Annotated in this window: 28 protein-coding genes and 1 tRNA gene; 24 read left to right on the top strand and 5 right to left on the bottom strand. The window is 55.2% G+C overall.

Annotated elements, in window-relative coordinates:
* Window positions 1–88 precede the first annotated feature (88 nt).
* The 11 genes from DHN60_RS14085 to DHN60_RS14035 all read left to right on the top strand — a co-directional run bounded on the left by DHN60_RS14085 (window position 89) and on the right by DHN60_RS14035 (window position 5,588).
* Complete coding sequence (locus DHN60_RS14085; protein ID WP_108837956.1) at window positions 89–841, top strand: hypothetical protein; 753 nt, start codon at window positions 89–91, stop codon at window positions 839–841.
* Window positions 838–1,101 (top strand): hypothetical protein, encoded by a 264-nt coding sequence (locus DHN60_RS14080; RefSeq protein WP_159089219.1) that lies wholly within the window; start codon window positions 838–840, stop codon window positions 1,099–1,101. Before DHN60_RS14085 ends, DHN60_RS14080 begins: the two co-directional genes overlap by 4 nt.
* A 2-nt stretch (window positions 1,102–1,103) precedes the next feature.
* Complete coding sequence (locus DHN60_RS14075; protein WP_159089218.1) at window positions 1,104–1,793, top strand: hypothetical protein; 690 nt, start codon at window positions 1,104–1,106, stop codon at window positions 1,791–1,793.
* Window positions 1,790–2,428 (top strand): hypothetical protein, encoded by a 639-nt coding sequence (locus DHN60_RS14070; protein WP_108837953.1) that lies wholly within the window; start codon window positions 1,790–1,792, stop codon window positions 2,426–2,428. The genes DHN60_RS14075 and DHN60_RS14070 overlap by 4 nt, the downstream gene beginning before the upstream one ends.
* Window positions 2,425–2,604: a hypothetical protein gene (locus tag DHN60_RS22675; RefSeq protein WP_108837952.1), complete on the top strand. Its 180-nt coding sequence runs from the start codon at window positions 2,425–2,427 to the stop codon at window positions 2,602–2,604. The genes DHN60_RS14070 and DHN60_RS22675 overlap by 4 nt, the downstream gene beginning before the upstream one ends.
* A gap of 44 nt (window positions 2,605–2,648) precedes the next feature.
* Window positions 2,649–2,894 (top strand): hypothetical protein, encoded by a 246-nt coding sequence (locus tag DHN60_RS14060; protein ID WP_159089217.1) that lies wholly within the window; start codon window positions 2,649–2,651, stop codon window positions 2,892–2,894.
* Complete coding sequence (locus DHN60_RS14055) at window positions 2,891–3,085, top strand: hypothetical protein (RefSeq protein ID WP_108837950.1); 195 nt, start codon at window positions 2,891–2,893, stop codon at window positions 3,083–3,085. The genes DHN60_RS14060 and DHN60_RS14055 overlap by 4 nt, the downstream gene beginning before the upstream one ends.
* The gene (locus tag DHN60_RS14050; RefSeq protein WP_108837949.1) at window positions 3,085–3,489 is read left to right on the top strand and encodes a hypothetical protein; all 405 of its coding nucleotides are present in this window, start codon (window positions 3,085–3,087) and stop codon (window positions 3,487–3,489) included. Before DHN60_RS14055 ends, DHN60_RS14050 begins: the two co-directional genes overlap by 1 nt.
* Window position 3,490: 1 nt before the next feature.
* The gene (locus tag DHN60_RS14045) at window positions 3,491–3,841 is read left to right on the top strand and encodes a hypothetical protein (RefSeq protein WP_108837948.1); all 351 of its coding nucleotides are present in this window, start codon (window positions 3,491–3,493) and stop codon (window positions 3,839–3,841) included.
* Window positions 3,842–4,340: 499 nt separating this feature from the next.
* Complete coding sequence (locus tag DHN60_RS22315) at window positions 4,341–4,661, top strand: hypothetical protein (protein ID WP_159089216.1); 321 nt, start codon at window positions 4,341–4,343, stop codon at window positions 4,659–4,661.
* Between the two features lie 213 nt (window positions 4,662–4,874).
* A complete protein-coding gene (locus tag DHN60_RS14035) occupies window positions 4,875–5,588 on the top strand; it encodes a DUF5677 domain-containing protein (protein ID WP_108837946.1) in 714 nt (237 codons plus the stop codon).
* Window positions 5,589–5,917: 329 nt separating this feature from the next.
* Here DHN60_RS14035 and DHN60_RS14030 read toward each other — a convergent pair whose 3' ends face one another.
* Window positions 5,918–6,652 carry a Crp/Fnr family transcriptional regulator gene (locus DHN60_RS14030; RefSeq protein WP_108837945.1) on the bottom strand — a complete coding sequence of 245 codons (735 nt, stop codon included), beginning with the start codon at window positions 6,650–6,652 and terminating at the stop codon, window positions 5,918–5,920.
* Between the two features lie 124 nt (window positions 6,653–6,776).
* Here DHN60_RS14030 and DHN60_RS14025 point away from each other — a divergent pair, with 124 nt between their 5' ends.
* Window positions 6,777–8,702 (top strand): DUF3604 domain-containing protein, encoded by a 1,926-nt coding sequence (locus tag DHN60_RS14025; RefSeq protein WP_108837944.1) that lies wholly within the window; start codon window positions 6,777–6,779, stop codon window positions 8,700–8,702.
* A gap of 438 nt (window positions 8,703–9,140) precedes the next feature.
* Here the strand turns inward: DHN60_RS14025 and DHN60_RS14020 are convergent, their stop codons facing one another.
* From DHN60_RS14020 to DHN60_RS14010, 3 genes are all read right to left on the bottom strand, one after another.
* Window positions 9,141–10,187 carry a hypothetical protein gene (locus DHN60_RS14020; protein WP_108837943.1) on the bottom strand — a complete coding sequence of 349 codons (1,047 nt, stop codon included), beginning with the start codon at window positions 10,185–10,187 and terminating at the stop codon, window positions 9,141–9,143.
* Window positions 10,188–10,402: 215 nt separating this feature from the next.
* Window positions 10,403–11,410, bottom strand: a complete 1,008-nt coding sequence (locus DHN60_RS22670; RefSeq protein WP_108837942.1) for an HNH endonuclease — start codon at window positions 11,408–11,410, stop codon at window positions 10,403–10,405.
* 466 nt (window positions 11,411–11,876) lie between these two features.
* A tRNA-Ser gene (locus DHN60_RS14010) sits at window positions 11,877–11,966 on the bottom strand.
* Window positions 11,967–12,138: 172 nt separating this feature from the next.
* Here DHN60_RS14010 and DHN60_RS14005 point away from each other — a divergent pair.
* From DHN60_RS14005 to DHN60_RS13955, 11 genes are all read left to right on the top strand, one after another.
* Entirely contained in the window at window positions 12,139–12,966 is an 828-nt protein-coding gene (locus DHN60_RS14005) for a DUF2059 domain-containing protein (RefSeq protein WP_108837941.1), read from the top strand.
* On the top strand, window positions 12,966–13,742 hold the full coding sequence (locus tag DHN60_RS14000; RefSeq protein ID WP_108837940.1) for a DUF2059 domain-containing protein: 777 nt from the start codon (window positions 12,966–12,968) through the stop codon (window positions 13,740–13,742). The genes DHN60_RS14005 and DHN60_RS14000 overlap by 1 nt, the downstream gene beginning before the upstream one ends.
* A gap of 193 nt (window positions 13,743–13,935) precedes the next feature.
* On the top strand, window positions 13,936–14,622 hold the full coding sequence (locus DHN60_RS13995) for a 50S ribosomal protein L21 (protein WP_108837939.1): 687 nt from the start codon (window positions 13,936–13,938) through the stop codon (window positions 14,620–14,622).
* A gap of 12 nt (window positions 14,623–14,634) precedes the next feature.
* A complete protein-coding gene (rpmA, locus tag DHN60_RS13990; protein WP_108837938.1) occupies window positions 14,635–14,904 on the top strand; it encodes a 50S ribosomal protein L27 in 270 nt (89 codons plus the stop codon).
* Window positions 14,905–15,002: 98 nt separating this feature from the next.
* On the top strand, window positions 15,003–15,503 hold the full coding sequence (locus DHN60_RS13985; RefSeq protein WP_108837937.1) for a GNAT family N-acetyltransferase: 501 nt from the start codon (window positions 15,003–15,005) through the stop codon (window positions 15,501–15,503).
* Entirely contained in the window at window positions 15,500–16,045 is a 546-nt protein-coding gene (locus DHN60_RS13980) for a GNAT family N-acetyltransferase (protein WP_108837936.1), read from the top strand. The genes DHN60_RS13985 and DHN60_RS13980 overlap by 4 nt, the downstream gene beginning before the upstream one ends.
* A complete protein-coding gene (locus tag DHN60_RS13975; RefSeq protein ID WP_108837935.1) occupies window positions 16,042–16,644 on the top strand; it encodes a LysE family translocator in 603 nt (200 codons plus the stop codon). The genes DHN60_RS13980 and DHN60_RS13975 overlap by 4 nt, the downstream gene beginning before the upstream one ends.
* A 2-nt stretch (window positions 16,645–16,646) precedes the next feature.
* Window positions 16,647–17,183, top strand: a complete 537-nt coding sequence (locus tag DHN60_RS13970; RefSeq protein ID WP_108837934.1) for a GNAT family N-acetyltransferase — start codon at window positions 16,647–16,649, stop codon at window positions 17,181–17,183.
* A 115-nt stretch (window positions 17,184–17,298) separates the two neighbouring features.
* Entirely contained in the window at window positions 17,299–18,333 is a 1,035-nt protein-coding gene (gene obgE / locus DHN60_RS13965) for a GTPase ObgE (RefSeq protein ID WP_108837933.1), read from the top strand.
* A complete protein-coding gene (gene proB, locus DHN60_RS13960; RefSeq protein WP_108837932.1) occupies window positions 18,321–19,427 on the top strand; it encodes a glutamate 5-kinase in 1,107 nt (368 codons plus the stop codon). The genes obgE and proB overlap by 13 nt, the downstream gene beginning before the upstream one ends.
* Before the next feature lie 74 nt (window positions 19,428–19,501).
* Entirely contained in the window at window positions 19,502–20,767 is a 1,266-nt protein-coding gene (locus DHN60_RS13955; RefSeq protein WP_108837931.1) for a glutamate-5-semialdehyde dehydrogenase, read from the top strand.
* A gap of 66 nt (window positions 20,768–20,833) precedes the next feature.
* Here the strand turns inward: DHN60_RS13955 and DHN60_RS13950 are convergent, their stop codons facing one another.
* The gene (locus tag DHN60_RS13950; protein ID WP_108837930.1) at window positions 20,834–21,427 is read right to left on the bottom strand and encodes a histidine phosphotransferase family protein; all 594 of its coding nucleotides are present in this window, start codon (window positions 21,425–21,427) and stop codon (window positions 20,834–20,836) included.
* Window positions 21,428–21,453: 26 nt separating this feature from the next.
* Between DHN60_RS13950 and DHN60_RS13945 the strand changes: the two genes are divergently transcribed.
* Entirely contained in the window at window positions 21,454–21,636 is a 183-nt protein-coding gene (locus tag DHN60_RS13945) for a DUF3553 domain-containing protein (protein WP_108837929.1), read from the top strand.
* The last annotated feature ends 1 nt before the right edge of the window (window position 21,637 follow it).

Genomic DNA, 21,637 nt, shown 5'->3' with positions numbered 1-21,637 from the left:
TAATTAAACAGAAAAGACTTCAAATCTGACGGTGATCTGATACTTTCCTTCCATCGCAGCGCCAGAGTGGCTGACCGAAGGAAAATAGATGCTGAAACGAAAGCTTCCGCCTGCAAGCATTAAAGCAGGCAAATCAAACCTCACCACATCGAAAAAGATCGGTTCGCAGATCGCTGCGGAAGCCATCAATCGTTGCAAGGCACTTGAGAAAGATCTGCCCGGCGCTGACGATGCCGTGGCGCTGGTCGAGGAAGCGCACTGTGACGCCGACATGCTGGCCGACATTGCCAAGCAGATCGAAGCACAGGCGGAACAGTTCAAAGGCGCTGCTGACCTGCTTTCTGGTGCCGAGACGGACCAAACCGGATCGCTGATTGACTTGGCCCTGACCACGGTGGCCAGCTTCGAAACGCTGCACCTGATTGACGCCGATCTGGACCTAGACCAGTTGGGCGACTGCGCAAAAGCGTTGCGTGATGCCAGCGCCGCCCTGTTTGCCGATCACAGCGTTTTAAAATCTCGCGCGGTGAAGCACGACACAGCATTGCGCCGCCTTACCCTGCGTTGCCTTACGTTGGACCACGTGACCGCCCACGATCTGGCGCAATACGAGTTGCCAGACGACTTTGCCTTGCCAGAGCGCATCAGCGCAAAACAGTGGGCCGCTGGCGGACTTGGTGAAACCCCAGCGACCATCTGGGCGCGGGACGTCACCGCCGAAGCAAAGCGGTATTTCAACGAGGAGCGCGAAGCGGGTGCGCGTTTGAAGTCATCCAACAAAGAGGCCAAGCGCCGCGCGGCTGTTGATCACATCGCAGACATTTGGAGTGCCGCAGCATGATGGACGCAGAAACAAAAAGCATCCTCGACGCCCTTGGCCAGATTTTGAAGGAAGAGCGGGCCAGCACGGACAAACAGATCGGGGCGGTGGCCGAGCGCATTGATACGTTGGACGGAAACAATTTGGTAAAAGGCGCTGCGATGGCGGTGGCCGACAGCAACCTTGCCGCCCTTCGAACCCACGCCGAAAACGTGGTTCTGCGCCGCTCCAAGCATTTGAAGGGCGATCTGCCTGCGATGGTGAAGGCGGTGTTCCAATGAACATGACAGCGCCCCAAATCAGTTGGGAAGAACTTCGGCACATCAAGGCAGGTGCTATCGCCATCTGTCGGACCGACCCGGCGCGCTATTCGGATGCGCGTGTTCTGTTTGCGATGGATGCAAAGGGTGGTGAAGCTGCCATCGTGTTTGGCGACCACGTGGACGACTACGCGAAGCAGATCGCGTCTTTGGTTGCGGTTGGCCCTCTTGCCAAGTTGGCCGACCAGCATGAAATCGTGAAGGTCATGCAAAAGGGCACCGACCGAGAAATTCAGAAGGCTGGCGACTTGAGCGGTAAAGATATGCAGCTTTTTGCTGAATACACCAAATCGGACACGCTGCCATGCGCGGTGGTGCTGGGCGTTTATCACCTTGAACAAAAGCTGGGCGTGAGCCGCTTCCGCAAGCTGGCGAAGGCGTTGCGTGACGCGTCGAACCAATCGCTGGTTCCTGATCGCGGCTGGCCGTTGGAAGACATCGTGCCGCAAGCGGTCGCCGCGTCTGCCGCACGCAAAGCGAAGGCCACGCTGGCTGGGATTATGAACCCAGCCCCGGCAGGTGAAACCGCAGCCGAAAACGCCGCACGGCTTCAAGCTGAACACGATGCGAAGCAGGCCAAAAAGCAGCGTGAGATTGACGCCGCCCACGCAGCCGAGAGGGCTTCGTTCAAGACGAAAAGGAAGAAGAAATGAGCGATATTCAAGACCTGCAAATTCATGAGTGCCTGCACATCATCTCGTCGCTGGCTCTGCACGCCGCCCTTGGTGGTGAACAGGGCGAGACGGAACACCTGCAATTCGCCGTTTGCGCGGGTGCTAACGAAGGCGAGGTGTTTTTCCATTCCTTGGACGCCAGCATCCTGATGGTTGTCATGATCGAACAGGCTGCAAACGGTGGCTCAACGGAAGGCACGTGTGTGTCCGAGGAAGACAAAACGGCGATGTTCCGTGTCCTGACCAAAGCCCAAACCGATCAGGACGAAGCGCGCCGGGTGGCAACCGCAATGTGTCTGGCCAAGTGGCTGTCGCACCACGGCGTGCGCGGCAAGATCGGCGCGTTGCCAGACAACTATCGACGGTTCATTGCGCAGGTTGATGCGGGCGAAATCTGGGATGCTGTTGCAGACGGTGCAAAGGCTGTGGCGGCTGTGGCTGGGCGAGTGCCTGATGACCAGATGAAGTTGATCTTTGACACCTTGCCGCTGCCTGACGTTCTGTGCGGTGTGGAGATGATTGGAGTTCCGCCTGTTGACTGGCCAGCGATGAGCATTGGCGCTGCTTACAAGCAGCAAGCGGCTGACAACGCATCCCTTGAGGTGATGCAATGACGGATGATGCAATTCACGTCAGGGACGCGCAATCGCGTATGGCTGCGACCTTCGAAACCAGTGTTAGCCTTGAGGAATTGAAGCGCCGAAAATCGGAAGCCGCGGATGCTCGTTTTTGGTCAGTTGCGCGGAAGTTGCAGCTAGAAATTGAACGACGCGAGGCGCGGGATGATTGATGCTGGGTTTCCTTCGCAATTTGATCACCAGATGGAGAAAAACAATGGGATCGCCTGACAGAGACCCGCCGACATCGACCGTGACCGAGGTGGTGGTGCGCGCTGATGCGCTGATCGTTGGCGATGTGATCACCCACGCGACCTTCCACGATGCTTGGTATCTGGGCGAAGTGGAAAGTGTATCCATTCGCGCCAAGACCGGGACGGAAATCAACTTTGTATTTGTCCAGATCAAAGGCGTGCAGATGCTCGATTTTGCTCTATCGGAACTGCTGACGGTGGTCAGATGAAGAATTCAAAACGCATCGAAAAGTTGAATCTTGCTTGCGATCAACTCGAATGCGCGCTGGCGTCGCTGAAACGGGCGTCGGCGGCGTTGACAGAGGAAGATGCAGAGACGTGGCTGGACCGTGCGGACCGCTACATTGATGTTGCCGAAGCGATTGGCGAAGTCGCTCTTTCCGATGTTCCTTTAAATTGATGACGGGGGTTACGGAAAAGACGTGGTTGTCGACCCTGCGCGCCGAACGCGACAGACGCATGGCTGAAAACGATGGCGTAGGCGATGCCAGATCGCGTGGAAAAGCTGCCTACCAAGATTATGAAACGGTCGACAGCATCCTCGACGACATCCGTTTTCGCAGATCAGACATTCGGAGCCTCCCCGACTTCGTTTTAGAGGATCTGATTGGCTGCATGTCTGCGCGCATTGCCACGACAGACACGCCCACCGATCGATTTTTCGTTCTTGTAGGTGCGTCAATCAGAAATCAGGCGCGTGCTGGCGTCTTCCATTCAACCCATTTTTGGCTTCAACTTCTTTTGGACGACAACGCGGACGCTGTGTTGGCCGACGTGCGAAGGCTGTCTGACAAGGCAGCGTGATATGCGGTTCGCGAACGAAATAGATTTTGCCGACCAAGTTTCCGAACTGACGGGCGAAGAAATAAAGATCTGTGGATCTAACAAATCTGCATTTGGCGCTATGCAGTTCGACGTCGATCAGAGCGGCAAAACGTGGCTTTTTGGCATTATCGTTCATCGTTTCGACAGCGCCGATTTGGAATTCTGGCGTTGTTCGTGTCCTGCGAAAATCGCACACAGCGACGTCCGTACGTCTGATTTGATGAACGCCGCTTTGGTCAAGGCAAAATTGCCTGGCGTGACCGCGCCGCGACATCTGCGCAGGGCGGTCAAAATTTCGCGTGTTCGACCTGAGTTCATAGGCGTTGCGTGACGCCGTTGACGCCGCCGAGCGGGGCAATTATTCGTGACGAATGGTCCGAACTTACCGCCCCAAACAGCCTGTCAAAACGCAGTGCGCCCTGTGCGGTAACACCTTCATTCGAAAACGCGTCGACGCTACGTTCTGTGGCGCGACATGTAGGCAACGTGCAAAGCGCGTTCGATCGAACAAACGACAGAACGTCACAGATAATTGCCCCGCGCCGACGGGTGGGACGACAATCAGGCAGATCGACAGATCAGCCGCCGACCATCTGATCACGCGCATCCATTATGCGCGTCGTTGGCCACCCGTCAGTTTCATATTCGGCCTTTTTGTGGGTGAGACACTCGAAGGCGTTGTCACCTACGGGCGCCCTGCAACGCAATCAGCCCGTGACGCAGTACTCGGCCCAGATCACGCTGGCGAAGTCTGGGAATTGAACCGCCTCGTCCTTCGAAGCAATCGACCAAACGACGCGACGCGTTTGATCTCAAGATCGCTGAAACTGATGCGTTCGATCGTTGGCGATTTCACATGCGTGACGTTTGCAGATCCCCGGCAAGGCCACCGGGGCGGCATCTATCACGCTGCGTCTTTTATTCCGTTGGGTTGGTCAGCGCGAAGACGCGAATATCGAATACGCAGGCAGACCCGGCATTCGTTCTCCATTTTGGGCGAGTTTCGCGGCCAGCCAGATCGATATGAGCAGCTGCGCGCAAAGTATGGCGATCGACTGCGTTTGATTGATCGTCCGCGCAAGCGTCGTTTCGTCAAACTGGCCGGATCGAAGACGTATAGACGGAGCCGGGCGAAGCTGTTGGGCCTGTGATACGGTCGTTGGCGTCAATTACTCGGCTAGTTGCTGTGCCGTTGCGTTGTCAGATGTGCGGCGAAAAGATCAATGTATACAACACGACGCCTAAATACTGCGGCGATGCATACCGAAAGCGTGCATCACGACAGCAAAAAAAATAAACAGATGCTGCGACGAAACCGGATTGGCATTGCCTGTAGCACTTAACCTTATGCGAGAGGGTTTAGGATGAAACTTGAAACGGCTGATGAATTGGTGGCCTTAATCCACGAAAAATGCCTTCCAGAAACTCAGCACTTAAAACTGAATTCAAGAGACATGTACCAAACAACTACGGTTGCGCTTTACCTGACAGTTTTGGAAGTCGGCGATACAGTCTTGATGCTGGTAAAAGCTGGCAGAGGACAAATGGCATATCCATTGCTTCGTACTATGTACGAGGCTTGGGTCGATCTCGCGCTCTTAAAAAAGGACCGTCAGCACATCAGAGCTATAGAACTTGAGCATCATCAATATTGGTTAAAGCTCTTTAATCAGAGCAGTGAAGGAAACCCCTTTGTAAAAGGTCTTAGTGAAATTGAAGATTTTGATGGAGTTCGGATGGCTAAGCAAACTGAGGTTGATCAATTGAAAAACCAAGGTGCCGTCAGCAAGAACATGTTCCAAAAACACAAGGCGTTAGGATGGGAGAAAGAGTATCGAACGGTGTATGCGCAGCTTTGCAATAGCGGTCACAACAATCTTCAAACGCTTAGAAATCGCCATTTTCATTTTGATGGCGATGACGACTTCAAAATGGTCAGCTTTCAAAGGGACGCAGAAGATAGTTTTCCAACCTTGATAGACACGTGTGCTGTAGCAATCCACCATGCGTCTGAAACTATCCATGAAATCTTTGAAACGGGACTTTCGGATCATTTTGTTCGGGATAAATCTGACTAGGCTCGCGATGCATCTGTTGAGCGACCGCCATCTGACAGTTTTCGTCAAGAACTTTGACTTAGCCGAGCCGTTTGAGCGGCAGTTATGCGCAGAAAGCGAGCTTTGCAAAGTTTGGGCAGTTTCCCGACAGCGGACCTTCAAACTGAGTGCAGCGAAGGTCGGTTGAGAGCCCGAAGGAGACATGGAAAAATTCCGATTTTGCAACCGCAGCATGTTGTCCTCAACATATCCGGAACGAAATTCTGCGCAGGTGACAGCAATGCAGAGGCGTCCAGTCAATACGTCTTTTCCAGTGATTTTGCCGTAATACACGTCGCCCTATGACAGGTTTATTTGGGGGTATTGTCCAGAAATGCCTTAAGCCTGTCGCGATCTTTCACAAAAAACTTTCCGTATTCTGTAGTCACAATTTCTTCGGATTTTAGTTGTCGAAAGGCACGCTGGACCGTTGGAACAGACACGCCCATAGATGAGGCCAAATCATGCTGTGACAAAATAAAAGGGTATCGCGGATCAATACGACCGGAGTTCAGCATCCACAGCAAACGCCGCGCAACTAGTTCGGCACCGTCGAATGTAACCAGATCTGTCATGATTTCCTGAAGGTGCCTACGTAATGCGTTATCATGAGAGATGATCCGGTGATATCTGTCCGGCTCTGCATCAAGAAAGGCCATGATCTCTGAACGAGGAATGCTCAGCATCAGCGTCGGCCTATGCGCGACTGCCTCACCCACGGCTTTTTCCTGGGCAATCACGTCCGCGAAACTGTACCATTTGTCAGAACCGGTAGCGGGATACACGAGTTCTTCATTTTGCTGTGACAACAGACGCATGTCTATCTGTCCACCGATCAATCCGTGCACATGTGTTGGAACTTTACCGCGGTGATATAGGACATCGCCGGGTTGCAACAGGTTCACCGTGCCTAAGTTCAAAAGTGCGTCTTGAAATGCTTTAGGGCACGTCGACAACCAGCCGGAGCGACACATCATTTTCTTTTGTTTTGATGTCAGTTTTCGCGTGCTGGCTGAAGCAGCGTCAGTTCTTTGAGCTTCATTCATACCGTAAAATAACCGAATTATTTGAGAAATGCATGGGATATGATCTGAGGATCATTTCTTTCAGATTGGATTGTGACAGACTTTGAGGTGGATCAAGTTGTGTCCGCGTTTTGGAGGGGATGTTATGAAATACTCGTGGTTTCTGGATCGGACATCGCTCGTTACGTTATGTCTGAGCGCTGCTTTGATGTCGTCTTTGGCGTTGGATGCCGCAGCTTTCGAGGGCGTAGTTTCAACCGAGACTGTCGAAACTGAGCCGAACTACTCTCCATTTGTCGGGCGGTCTTATCCGGATCAGGTGCTTTTTGGCGACTTGCATTTTCACACAGAAATATCTTTTGATGCCGGTCTGATTGGCACCTCCCTGAACATCCATGATGCTTTTCGGGTGGCCCGTGGCGAAAGAATAACTTCAAATACAGGGCAACCGGTTCAACTCATTCGCCCGTTAGATTTCCTTGCCATCACGGAACATGCAGAGATGCTCGGGCTGGCAACTGCAATTCGCACGTCGCATCCAAACCTGTTAGCAGATGATTGGGGCCGCCGCATTCACGACGGATTTACCGAAGGGCAGGAAGCCCGGATGGCCGCCTTTGCGGAAATTATTGAAATGGCGACGGTACGGGGCATCGACCCGACCGGAGGGCTGGGGTTGGATGGCGACATCTGGCTCGATATTGTGGAAACTGTGGATCAGTACAACGATCCCGGCACTTTTACCGCGTTGAGCGGGTTTGAATGGACCTTCACCCCCAAAGGCGACAACCTGCATCGGGTTATCATCTTCGGGGATGGCGCGGACAAAACCAGTCAGACCAGACCTTTATCCTTCTTCGAAGCCCCGGACCCCGAAATGCTGTGGGATTATCTTGCAGACTATGAAACGACCATCGGCGGAAATGCCATTGCTGTACCTCACAACGGGAATATGTCGAACGGCTTGATGTTCAACAAGAACAAGTTCGATGGGTCGCCTATGGATGCCGAATATGCGGCCAAGCGCATTCGTTGGGAGCCAATGCATGAAGTAACCCAGATCAAAGGGGACGAGGAAACTCATCCGATGTTGTCGCCGGATGACGAGTTTGCTGGCTTTGAGCGCTGGGATGTGTCCAACCTTGGGGGGACATCCGCAAAGACGCCCGAGATGTTGAAATACGAATACACGCGTTCCGCGATGAAGGTCGGGCTGGAGATCGAGCGTGATATCGGCGTAAACCCCTACAAATTTGGGCTTTATGGCACGACGGACTCGCATACGGCACTTCCGACAACGCGTGAAGACAATTACTTTGGGAAGTACCAACACACGGAACCCTCCGCGACCCGGCACAACAGGGAAGTAATCCCAGCCGAAAACCCCGCGCTTCGGATATTGACAGCGCAGGAATCCGCGTCAGGTCTGACCGCGGTCTGGGCAAGGGAAAACACGCGCGACGAAGTGTACGGCGCCATTTCCCGCAAAGAAGCCTATGCAACGACCGGTAGCCGGATAAGAGTTCGGGTGTTTGGCGGCTGGCAATTCAAAGAGACTGATTTACGCGCACCTGACTTTGTTTCCAACGGATACCAGAACGGTGTTCCGATGGGCAGTGATCTGATCAACGCGCCTGAAGGAGCCGCACCCCGCTTCCTGATCCATGCTCTGCGCGATCCGGACGGGGCCAATCTGGATCGCGTTCAGATCATCAAGGGATGGATCGACGACACCGGGAAAACTTTTGAACGTATCTATGATGTGGCTGTTTCCGATGGTCGCGAGATTGGCGAAGATGGCCGTGCGCGACAGCCCGTCGGATCGACTGTCGATATCGAAAACGCGACATTTAACAATTCGATTGGCGCAGCCGGGCTGGAAGCCTACTGGCAGGACCCCGAGTTCGATCCGTCCCAAAATGCATTTTACTATGTGCGTGTTATAGAAATCCCAAAACCGCGTTGGACGACATACGATGCAGCTTTCTATGATATTCCGTTGCCAGACAGCGTGCCGCCAGAAATTCAGGATCGGGCATATACTTCGCCGATCTGGTACACTGCGGAGTGAGTGGGTTCCAGTAGAGAACTATTAGCCTCCGCCTTATTGCTGCTGCTATCGGGGTTGTCCCAATAGCTCAATCATACGGCGTTTCGCACTCAGTTCTCAAAAACTATCTACTTGGGTCTCCCTTTGAAAGCATGAACTCCTCCTTCAGGTCTGATGTATTGAAGTGAAATCCGCTGCACCCGCATAAGGCGGCTTTGTCCCGCACATCGGTCACTCAACAGAAGCATCGCGAAGGTCCGCTCTGACCAACTCCGCCGTTTCGCGCTATGACCGCTTTGGGCTGACTGGTTTTGCTCTGATTTGGTGGACACCTAGAATAGGCGCAGATTGCGTCTGGAGGTGTCGAATGAGCGGCGGCCATGCGCAGATAGTGACCTTTGCAAAGTTGCGTGATTGGCCCAGAGCAGACAAGCGGATTTGATGAACTTGGGGCAAAGACTACACGTAAAAAATGTACTCAGGGATCCTATATTCAGCAATGGTTTGGAGGCGCTTGTCATTATGCATGAGCGCACCAAAGCTTTCGAGTATAAATTGGGGGCATGCATTGCCCCAAGGCGTTGGAATGAAAACGTTAGGAGTGAAAGGGTTGTGGCTTAGATCGAACATGTCAGTCCTATCATCTGGCAACGGACGCTCGGCTAACGCCTCCTGAAAAACATTCATGTGACGCACACAAATGACAGCATCAACATTCTCAAAAATAACTGCTTCCCCGCCTAATCTATGAAATGAATTGTTCGTCAGTAGGCCAGCAAAGTCTGACAACAGACTGCCGATAGGTTCGTAAATAAAATCATCCCATACAATGACCAGAATATTTGCGCCCGAGTTTCTGGGAAATCCGGAAAACTTTGCATCTGCACTGACCAAAAAATCCTTTATAGGATTGTCTCGTGGCAACAGAGCGCCCGGGTTTTTCATTTGCACGGAAGTAGTGAACTCCTTTGTGATACGCACAGGTAGTTGAACGCTAGCTGCTGCCCTTAGCCGCTGGTGGGCCAGTAGGCTTGGCGACTTAACTTCAAAATTGTAAGCGTCGTCTTTGTCGACAACCCTGAACTCGGGACGAAGTCCATTTTCGCCTCGTGGCTCGAAGTAAAACTGTGCTTCGTCACCCCAAGGCATCACCAAAACCCTATCGATCGCGAACACTTCGGCAAATAACTGTAACATCTGCTCATAACGGGGTTCGTCGCGTTCAGGTCCACCTAAGTGCGCGAGTTCATTAATGTAGCGGATGCCCAAACCCGGCAAACGTCGCTCGGCCCGAACGCACAGGTTTGCGAACCTCCAAATGTTAGCGTCGGCCCATGGCAAGTTGTATAGATATCCAAGCCAGTGCCAGCCGCTTTCTAGAACCAAATCCTTGGTCGCCAAATAGAAAGAAATTGTATCAGGGCATTGTGCGCTCACATGCGGAATCGGTTTCGAGAAAGCAACTCGTCTTACGTCTGAATAATATCTCTGAATGTCGGGATGCATTTAAGTGAGGGCTTTCGTTTGTAGCCAATCTGAATGAAACAACATAGACGAGTGAGCTGAAGGCGAAAACGGAGCAAGAAAAAGTATTTATCAAAGTCCGCTTCGGGCTGGCTCCGGTCAAGCGACCCTGCAGGAACATAGTTGGCGGCTCTCGCGAGTTACTACCGCGAATATCGACACGCGATAAGTCTTCTTACGACGCTGGTCAAAAGCTCTTAGGAATACTGGTTGCCAGTTAGCAGGCCTTTGATTGCGTCGGGCGAAAGCCATGGGCGCTTAGCGTGTATCATCCTATGACAGTTTGAACAAACTAGCATCAGGTCGGCAAGCTTGGTCTTCGCGCCGATTCCCATTTCGGACACCGGCACTGTGTGGTGGCACTCGATAAACCCCTCGCCGCGCGGGCCGTATCGTTTTGCAAAGTCAAAACCGCAGGCTTGACAGTAGAGGCTGCCATGCTGGGCCAAGAACTGTTTTTTCTTGTCACGGACGATCTTAGGATCGCGTTCCCGCGTTCGATGTATCCGGGTAACGATGGCTCCCTCGACTGCATCTGCTACTTCCGGCTCGTCGTACTCCACCATCAGTCCGCCTAAATCTCTGCTTTCCTCCAGAAATTTAAGAGCCTCTCGTATATGTTTAGCAGCGGCCAAAAGACTGTCTTCAGGTAGATCCCAAACACCTTGCTCCAGAGGTCGCAATTTCCTTCCGAGCCCCTTACCTGCGTAAGCTGGGTCGTACTTCCTCAGCTCCATCAACTTCATGTAGCAGCCGTTCGGGTTTCTGAACGTTTCATCGCCGTAGAGACCGCGACCATGAGCAACGGCCCTAATGTCGTCTGCCAAAGCGATCAACCGAGCATCGGTTTTCCCCGGTATCTTGGGAGCGTGCGTCTTGTAGAACTCAGTCGCGAGGATAAGCTCGTCGCGGGTCCAATCGGGATTTTTACCATGCTTTTGTGCCTGTCCAGCTGATAGACCAACGAAGCGGTAACTCGCCCTTCCTATTACCTCCAAGAAGGAAGGATAGTTGTTCCGAGCCTGCTGCCTGTTGTTGTAGGCATAGTCGCCGGGCAAAACCGAGCCGGGCGCCCGTTCAGGATACATTTGAGCATACTTCGCTGCGAACTCGGCGGTAGAGAAATTGCCCAATATTCGTGCAACTTCATGATGCTCCAAGTCTCTGGGCGCGAAATCTTCATGGGATAGGAACTGCTTAGACATCCTGTCAGCATACAAGCAGTAGTTGATTGCTCATAGAGGAAAGAAGTCCAAGCGTTTCGCTCCACGCTGTTTAACAGAGTTGGAAGCTCAATTCGACCAGTATACCTTTGCTTGTGGAGGCCCCGGCCATAGGGCGTGCCTAGGTGAAACGATCGCATTTGGAAGATTGAGTAGCCTTAGCGCGGCCCCCTCTGACTGCGCGCTCACCCAGCCTTGGCGCAAATCAGGCCTATCCGGATCAGGGCGAACGACGATTTTGAAAACCTGCATGATAGAAACGTTTCAGGTATTGGTTAAAAATGTGTTTCTGGGACAGATCCAACTTGACGAGCCTTGGGGCGGAATGAGTGGCTACGTGTTTCAACGTGCAATTCGACGTATCACTCCGCTGATGGCAGGTAAGATGTGGCAACGAAAAACACGGTCGCGCTTTTTGTAAACAAATTCAATTATTTACAAGTGATGCTGGCGGAGAGACAGGGATTCGAACCCTGGGTGGGCTTGCACCCACAACGGTTTTCGAGACCGCCCCGTTCGACCACTCCGGCACCTCTCCGCGGGGGTCTGGTGCGCCCAATTAGATGCTCAGTGCCCCAAGAGCAAGGTACTTTTCACGCGCAAATGACCACACGCTAAATTTGGTGGACGCAGAAGCTAAAAGGCATACCCTTACACGCAATAATAAAGGCAGGACCGGCATGGTCCGCCCAGTTAGAGGAAGGAAAGAGATGCGCGCAGTTCGCTATTTCGCATTCACGCTGAGTGTTTTGGTCATGATGCCGGGGTTGGCGCTGGCCGCTGACCGGGCCAAATTGGAGGAGTTTCTGGAAGTCACCGGCTTTGATGTTGCACTTGAGAGCATTCGTCTGTCGGCAAGTTCCGCGCCCGATATGCTGGGTCTTGAGGCCGAGGCGTTCGGCTCTGAATGGACCCGCCTGACCACAGAAGTCTTTGCAACCGATGTTATGCATGATCTCGCCCTCGACCTGCTGGAAAAGACGCTGGAGGATGATCTGCTGACCCATGCGGCAGACTTTTACGCCACCGATCTGGGCCAGCGGTTGGTTGTGGCCGAGAATTCGTCGCATATGAGTGAGGAGGGGGAGTTGAAGGACGAAAGTGGCGAGGCCATCATTGCAGGGCTTGCCCGGATCGACAGTCCTCGGCTGGATTATCTGGAGCGTATGAACGCCGCATCGGACAGTGCAGGCACGGCGGTGCGTGCTATTCAAGAGGTGCAAGTGCGTTTTCTGATGGCTGCGGCTGGTGCGGGTGTGATCGAGTTACAGCTCGAGGAGCCGGATCTGCGCGCACTGCTTGAGACAGATGAGGACGCGATGAAAGCCGAGATTGAGGCAAACGCCTTGATCGGGTCGGCCTATACCTATCAGGCCTTTTCCGATGCTGAGGTGCTGGAATACACCGAAGCGCTGGAGAACCCCAAAATGCGCAAGGTCTATGATCTGATGAACGCTGTGCAATACGAGGTTATGGCAAACCGGTTCGAGGCACTGGCAGTTGCCATGCAGCGACTACAGCCCAGTCAGGAACTGTGATGACCCTGCGCGCCGCCTTATCTGCGCTGGCTTTTAGCGCCAGTGCTGCACTGGCCAGTCCGCAAACAGACCAGCTTGTGGATGCGATGGGCATCCCGGCGCTGATCGCGGCCTTTTCCGCTGACGGGATCGAAAACGGCACGGCCGTCGATAAAGGCATCCTGAACGGGCAGGGCGGCAATGTCTGGGCTGAGACAGTGCGCCGCCTCTATGACCCTGCGCGTTTGGAAGAAGAAATACGTGGAGCCTTTGCTGAAAATCTGGAAGAGCAAGTGGCCGCGCAGGCCCTGCTGTTCTTTGAAAGCGATGTCGGCGCGCGGATCATCGATCTGGAGGTGCAGGCCCGTCAGGCCATGCTCAACCCTGAGCTTGAGGCCGCAGCCACGGCCGCGCCATCGGCAGGCAATGCTGCGATCACCGAGTTTCTGGAGGTCCGAGATCTGGTCGAGCGCAACACAGATGCCGCCATGAAAGCTCAGACAGCATTCTTTGCCGGGATTGCGGAAACATCCCCCCAAATCGTGCCGCCCCCAGAAACAGAGGAACAGCGCGCCTTGATGCAGGCCGAAACGGAACGCTGGTTGCGAGGGTATTATGCGCTTGCCCAATCCCCGCTGAGCGAGGATGACGTTGCTATCTATACCGCATTTTGGAACACCGAAGTCGCCATGGCTCTTGATGACGTGCTGTTTGAAGCATTCGCAAACAGCTATGCCACCCTGTCGTTTGGCCTTGGGCAGGCGGCAGGGCGCCTTTTGCCTCAGAACGATCTTTGAAGGGCCAAGAAACCCCTCTTGACTTGATGGGCTGATGGGCACATAAGCCCGCCCACCAGCCTGCATAACGCGGGCTGCTTTTTATTTACATGACGCCCCACACGGGCGCGCTGTTCGAGGCGGACCCCAACCAGGGGTGCACAAACACCGGGCAACCGGGGCCACAGGACGCGGCAGACAAAGGAAGACGACCATGTTCGCGGTTCTCAAAACCGGCGGCAAACAGTACAAAGTTCAATCGGGCGACACGCTCCGCGTTGAAAAACTGGCCGCAAACGCAGGTGACAAAGTCCAATTCAACGAAGTGCTGATGATCGGTGGTGACAAACCACAGGTTGGTTCGCCCGTTGTAGCCGATGCAGGCGTACAAGCCGAAGTCATCGAGCAGATCAAAGGCCCAAAGACGATCAACTTCGTCAAGCGTCGCCGGAAGCACTCTTCCAAGCGTACCAAGGGCCACCGCCAGCAACTGACGCTGGTGCGTGTGACAGACATTCTGGCATCGGGCGCTGCGGCTTCCGGTATCATGGCTGCCGAAAATGGCGCCGGTTTTGTTAAAGCCGCCGCCGAAGAGGTCAAGCCTGCCAAGAAAGCCAAAGCGCCCAAAGCAGCGCCAAAGGCCGAAGCCGCACCTAAGGCTGCAGCCAAGAAGGCAGCACCTGCCAAGGCAGCCGCCAGCGGTGGTGACGACCTCAAGCAACTGTCCGGCGTTGGCCCCGCACTTGAGAAAAAACTGCACGCAGCTGGTGTGACCACCTTCGCGCAGATCGCAGCATGGACCCCCGAGGACGTTGCTGCTATGGACGAGAAACTGTCGTTCAAAGGCCGGATCGAGCGTGAAGGCTGGATCGCACAGGCTGCTGAAATGGCGAAAGGCTAAGGAGAGACACCAATGGCACATAAAAAAGCAGGCGGCTCATCCCGTAACGGTCGCGACTCCGCAGGTCGTCGTCTTGGCGTAAAGAAATACGGCGGCGAAGCTGTAATTCCTGGCAACATCATTGTGCGTCAGCGCGGCACCAAGTTTTGGCCAGCCGATGGCGTCGGCATGGGCAAAGATCACACGATCTTTGCAACCGTGGACGGGTCTGTGACCTTCCACAAAGGCCTTAAAAACCGCACGTTCATTTCGGTTCTCCCGGTCGCGGAGGCCGCTGAATAAGCCGCACCTCACGGGTTTTGACAAAATTCGAAGGGATCGGCGGAAACGCCGGTCCCTTTTACGTTTCCGCCCCTCCTGCCAACAGCGAGGATGGTCTAATGACCAGAACACTTGAAACCGAACGTCTGCTGCTGCGCCCGTATCGCGCATCGGATGCGGTGACTGTGGCGGAACAGATCGGCGAATTTGCCGTTAGCCAATGGCTGACCCGTGTACCGCACCCTTACGGAGAAGCCGATGCGTTGGCGTTTTTCGACAAGGTTGCGAGTGAGGCTATGGTCTATGCGGTGTGCCGCGCGGATGAGCTGGTTGGCTGTGTGTCGATCATGGGCGATCTTGGGTATTGGTATGGGGCCAAGCATTGGGGGCGGGGATACGCTACCGAGGCGGCCCGTGCGGTTGTAAATGCGCACTTTGCGCACAGCGATGCACCAATCGATTCAGGATACATCGCCGGGAACGAAGCGTCTCGAAATGTACTGAAAAAGATCGGTTTTGTTTCCAACGGATTCAAAGAAACGCCGTGTTTGTCGCGTAAGGCGAACGTGACCATCAACCGTGTGATCTTGTCGCGCAAAATGTGGGAAGGTGACGCATGAACTTGGCCAATAAAATCACACTGCATGGTGACCGCGTCGTCTTGCGTGAAGCCACCCCTTTGGATGTCACCGCACGCTTTGCACTTGGCAACACGCCCGAGATTCAGGCGATGTTTGGGGCCGACCCCGCCGCAGTACGCGATATCACCCCAGAGGCCGCCGAGGCTTGGGTCCAATCCCATATCGACGACGCGTACGCATGGATCATCGAGGCGGGCGGCGCGCTGGCCGGTGGCGTGCGTCTTCACACCATCAACTATTCCGACAAGCGCGCACAAATTGCGATCGGGATTGTGGACCCGGATGCGCTTGGCAAAGGCATCGGCACTGAGGCGATGCAGTTGTTGGCAGCGCATGCCTTTGACACTATGGGGCTGCACCGGCTGGGCTGTCGGGTGCTCGATTTCAATGAGCGCGCGATCGCGGCTTACGAAAAGGTCGGTTTTGTGGTCGAAGGGCGCGAACGCGAAGCAGCGCTAATTGCTGGAAAATGGCACGATGACCTGATCCTTGGCCTGTTGGCGCAGGACCTAAAAAGATGAGTGTCGCAGCCACCTCTTTTGCAGTGTTTGCGGCCTCTCAGGTTGGAACGCCTGGCCCGGCGAACATGGCGTTGCTGGCCACTGGCGCACGCTATGGCTTTCGCGCAGCATTGCCGTTTGTGGCCGGTGTCGCGCTTGGCAAACAGCTTGTGATCTGGCCCGTCGGTTTTGGATTGATGCAACTGGCGGATCGGGCCCCTTGGGTGTTTGAAACGCTCAAATGGGTCTCTGCCGCGTATATCATCTGGCTGGCATGGAAAGTGGCGAACCTGCGCCTTGGGACGGGTGATCCGAGTGCGACAGCGCCCGGTTTTGCGGCCGGGCTGATCGTTCATCCGCTGAACCCCAAGGCATGGGCAATGATCGTCGCAGGCTTTACCGGGTTTGTGACCCCCGGCACCGATCCTTTGATCGCCACGGCGACAATTGCGGCGATCCTGCTGGGCACGCAAGTGGTGTTGCATCCCATGTGGACACTTGCCGGTGACCGCATCGCACGCAGCCTTTCGGGCACGCGCGCGGAACCCTATCTAATGTACACCCTCGCAGGTCTGACCGTTGCGTCGGTCCTGTTTGTTTTGTTCGGAGGAGGAACTTGACGATGGAGATGGAGAAAATTGTGACTTTGGCCCCAATTGAGACAGAGCGTTTTGTGCTGCGTCCATTGCGCAAGTCCGACATGGGTCTGATCGAGATGTATTGGTCTGACGCACGCGTCGCTCATATGACCACATCGATCCCACATCCTGTTCCCCCCGGCATGACCGAGGCCTTTGTGACGCGTGCTATGGCCGATCAACGAGATGAAGACATCTGGGCGATGGATGGACACAAATCCGGTGGCTCCGAAGTGATGGGGCTGATTTCTCTTGCCCGGATGGATCGCGAGCAATCGGAAGTGGCCTACTGGGTGGCACCACCGTTCTGGAACACCGGGCTAGCCTCTGATGCGGTGCAAGCATTGGTAAACGAAAACCCAATGCAGAATGCTGCGATGTTTGCGAGCGTTTTTCAGGACAATCCGGCCTCGGCCCGGGTGTTGACCCATTGCGGGTTCAAGTATCTCGGAGATGCCGAAAGCTTTTGCGTGGCACGCGACAAAACGGTGCCGACATGGACATACAGTCATAAATTCTGACCCAACCGGCGGGCGCGCGCTTTGTCTTTTTGAAATCCTTTGGAGGAGGCCGACAAGCTAGAGGGTGCGCGCAACGCCTATTCCTTTCACCGCCCACCTGTACTAGGACCGCCACATGAAGTTCCTCGATCTCTGCAAGGTTTACATCCGCTCCGGGGCGGGCGGCAACGGATGCATCTCGTTCCGGCGGGAAAAGTACATCGAATATGGTGGCCCGGATGGCGGCGACGGTGGCGGCGGTGGTTCAGTCTGGGCCGAAGCGGTTGACGGACTGAACACGCTTATCGATTTCCGTTACCAGCAGCACTTTTTTGCCAAGAACGGGCAGGGCGGCATGGGCCGTCAACGCACCGGCAAAGACGGCGATGACATTGTGTTGCGCGTGCCGGTGGGCACCGAGATCCTTGATGAGGATCAGGAAACGGTGATCGCAGACATGACCGAACTGGGCCAGCGTGTAGAACTGGCCAGAGGTGGCAACGGGGGCTGGGGCAACCTGCACTTCAAATCCGCCACCAATCAGGCGCCACGCCGCGCCAATCCCGGGCAAGACGGGGTCGAGCGAACACTGTGGCTGCGCTTGAAACTTATCGCCGATGTCGGCCTTCTGGGCCTGCCAAATGCGGGCAAGTCTACCTTTCTGGCGACCACATCGAATGCGCGTCCCAAAATCGCGGATTACCCTTTCACCACGCTGCACCCAAATTTGGGCGTCGTGGGCGTAGATAATGTCGAATTTGTGGTTGCCGATATTCCTGGCCTGATCGAAGGCGCGTCCGAAGGGCGTGGCCTTGGTGATCTGTTCCTTGGGCATGTCGAACGCTGCGCCGTGCTGTTGCACTTGATCGACGGTACATCTGACACCATTGCCGAGGACTACCAAACCATCATCACGGAACTCGAGGCCTACGGAGGAGATTTGGCGGACAAGCCGCGCATCACCGTCCTGAACAAGGTCGATGCTTTGGATGAGGAAGAGCGCGCAAGTACACTGAAAGAATTGGAAAAAGCATCACGCGGAAGCGTGAGCCTGATGTCGAGCGTCGCCCGGGAGGGCGTGACTGACGTACTGCGCAATCTGCGTGCCCAAATTGATGATGACCGCATCCGCCACCGCCCCGCGCCCGAGGCCGAGCCATGGCATCCCTAAGCAACGCCAAGCGGCTGGTGATCAAAATCGGCTCGGCTCTGTTGGTAGACCGGGCTACAGGCGCATTGCGCAAGGACTGGTTGCAGGGCCTTGCGCAAGACGTTGCATGGCTCAAATCGGCCGGAACGCAGGTGGTGCTTGTCTCCTCAGGGTCGATTGCGTTGGGGCGTGGTGCCTTGGGCCTTCCGGGTACGGATCTCGCACTTGAGCAATCGCAGGCCGCTGCCGCGGTCGGACAAATCCGCCTCGCTCGCGCTTACGAAGAGGCATTGGCACCCCACGGTATCACCACGGCGCAAGTGCTGGTGACGCTGGAAGACAGCCGGGACAGACGTCGTTACCTCAATTCGCGCGCGACGCTGGAACAGCTGATGTCACTTGGTGCGCTGCCCATCGTGAATGAAAACGACACGGTTGCTACGGACGAAATCCGTTTTGGCGACAATGACCGTTTGGCAGCCCAAATCGCGGCAACGATTGGGGCAGACCAACTCGTTCTTTTGTCAGATGTAGACGGGTTCTATTCAGCCAATCCGGCTGAAGATGCGTCAGCCAAACGGTATGATGTGATCGACACAATCACGCCTGAGATCGAGGCGCAGGCGGGTGATGCAGGCTCTGGCCTGTCCAAAGGTGGCATGAAGACCAAGCTAATGGCAGCCAAGACGGCGACGGCAGCGGGATGCGCGATGGTCATCTGCCATGGGGCCGACTTGCGTCCGCTGAGCGCGCTGGAACACGGTGCAAACGCGACTTGGTTCACAGCTACACTTGATCCACAAGCCGCGCGCAAACGTTGGATTGCCGCGATGAAGCCGCTTGGCACCGTCACTTTGGATGCTGGTGCTGCACGGGCACTCTCAAAGGGAAACAGTTTGTTACCCGCCGGAGTTAAAGCGGCGTCCGGGGCATTTGGGCGTGGTGATCCGGTGGCCATTTCTGGCCCGGACGGCCATCAGCTTGGCCTTGGGCTTACGCGCTACACGGCTGAGGAAACGCAAATCATCAAGGGCCATCAAAGCCACGAGATCGAAATATTGCTCGGCTATCCGGGGCGGGCTGCACTGATCCACCGGGATGATATGGCCCTTTAACGCGCCTTTTGGCTGTAAATGCTGCCTCCGAAAGCTTAAAAACACCTGCAAATCCGTTTCCAAGGAAAGCCGCTATGAAAGACTTTGCTGACATTCCCAGCCTCATGGCCGACATCGGAGCGCGGGCAAAACAGGCGGCCACTGTGCTTGCCTCCGCCAGTGCTGAACGCAAACATGCGGCCCTGATAAGTGCGGCGGACAACGTTTGGGCCAATCGGGCAGACATCGTTGCCGCCAATGCCAAGGACATGGAATACGGTCGCGAAAAAGGATTGTCAGACGCGATGATGGATCGTTTGCGTCTGGACGAGGACCGCATTCAGGGCATCGTCGATGGTCTTCGCGCTGTGGCCGAGCAGGCCGATCCGGTGGGCGAGGTGATCGCCGATTGGACGCAACCTACAGGGCTCAATATCCAGCGGGTCCGCACGCCACTTGGCGTGATTGGTGTGATTTACGAAAGTCGGCCCAATGTGACGGCGGATGCGGGTGCGCTGTGCCTGAAGGCTGGTAACGCGGTTATTCTACGAGGCGGGTCGGAAGGCTTTCATTCGTCATCCGCTATTCATGCATGCCTGCAGCAGGGTTTGCGCGATGCAAACCTGCCCGAGGACGCTATCCAGCTTGTCCCCACCCGGGACCGGGCTGCGGTCAGTGAGATGCTGGTGATGACCGATACGTTCGATGTGATTGTCCCGCGCGGTGGCAAGGGGCTGGTTGGGCTGGTGCAACGCGAAGCCCGCGTGCCGGTTTTTGCCCATCTCGAAGGGATCGTACACATCTACGTGGACAAGGATGCGGATGCCGAAAAGGTGCTGAAAGTGGTGCTGAACGCCAAGACACGGCGCACAGGCATTTGTGGCGCCGCAGAATGCTTGCTGATCCATGCTGATGTTGCCAACAGCATCGGGCGCGGTGTGATCAGTGCTTTGATCCATGCGGGTGTGCGTGTGCACGCGGACACCGCTTTGCAGTCCATCAAGGATGTGATGGCCGCAACGGATGAGGATTGGGGGCGCGAATACCTTGACATGGATATAGCCGCCCGTGTGGTGCCAGATCTGGACGCGGCCCTTGACCACATCCGCACCCATGGCTCCAATCACACTGACTGCATTCTGACCGAAAACGCGGACGCGGCAGGCCGGTTCCTGAATGAGTTGGACAGCGCAATTCTGATGCACAATGCCTCAACCCAGTTTGCAGATGGCGGTGAGTTCGGGATGGGAGCCGAGATCGGGATCGCCACGGGCAAGATGCACGCACGCGGTCCTGTCGGGGCGGCGCAACTGACGAGTTTCAAGTACCTCGTTCGGGGTGATGGAACCGTGCGCGCCTGAATTAAATCATATCTTACCAATCTGTTGCGATAAGGTCTTCATGGATTTACGCGACTGCGAATTCGATCAAAAACGGATGGTCAGCGTGTTTTCTGATGCGTCACAGGTGACCGGGCGTTTGGCGTCATCTGCCACAGCAGGAAGCAGTGCGAACTGAACATGGGCCGGGGCCAGTCCATCAGGCTCTGCGCCAGATAAGACCGCCCAAAGGGCAGGATCTGCGTTGGTCTTGGGGGCGTGGCCCGTGATCGTCCACTTGCCAGATGCACAGCTTGCCTCAATCCGGCCGCCGTATGGCATGCTGGTTTCAAGGCACAGGACCGCAAGGAACACCAAGCGCACCGCCCAGCGGGGTTGGTCATCCATCGGCCCGTAGGCCACCGTCATTCGCCCGCCGCTCGTCACATCCCGAAGAATGGTGATGACTTCGGACCGACCCATCAGTGTGTTAGAGGGAGCACCAAAAGCAATGCGAAAAAACCGGATGCGTGCGCTGGCGTTTTCGACACTTTCCGTTATCAGATCGATTTCAGGGCTTTCGCGGTCGTCGGACATGCCAAGCAATTCCAGACCGTTGTTGATTGCGCCAATGGGCGATATCAAGTCATGGCAGATGCGGCTGCCAATCAATGCTGCAAGGTTGACGTTACTCTGACCCATCGAAGGCCCCGCGTGAAAGGCAGGCAATGGAAAATTTAAATGCCATTCTGGCTCCCGGCATGTTGGTGCGCCACCCCGACTGTGCGGAATGGGGCGTTGGTCAGGTCCAAAGCAATATTGCGGGCCGGATCACTGTGAACTTTCCAGACGCCGGAAAAGTGGTGATCGATGGTGCTCATGTTGCACTGGAGCTTGTGCATGATGCCTGAG

Source organism: Tateyamaria sp. Alg231-49 (genome assembly GCF_900143535.1).
Taxonomy (GTDB): domain Bacteria; phylum Pseudomonadota; class Alphaproteobacteria; order Rhodobacterales; family Rhodobacteraceae; genus Tateyamaria.
This window is presented reverse-complemented; position numbering and strand designations above follow the sequence as displayed.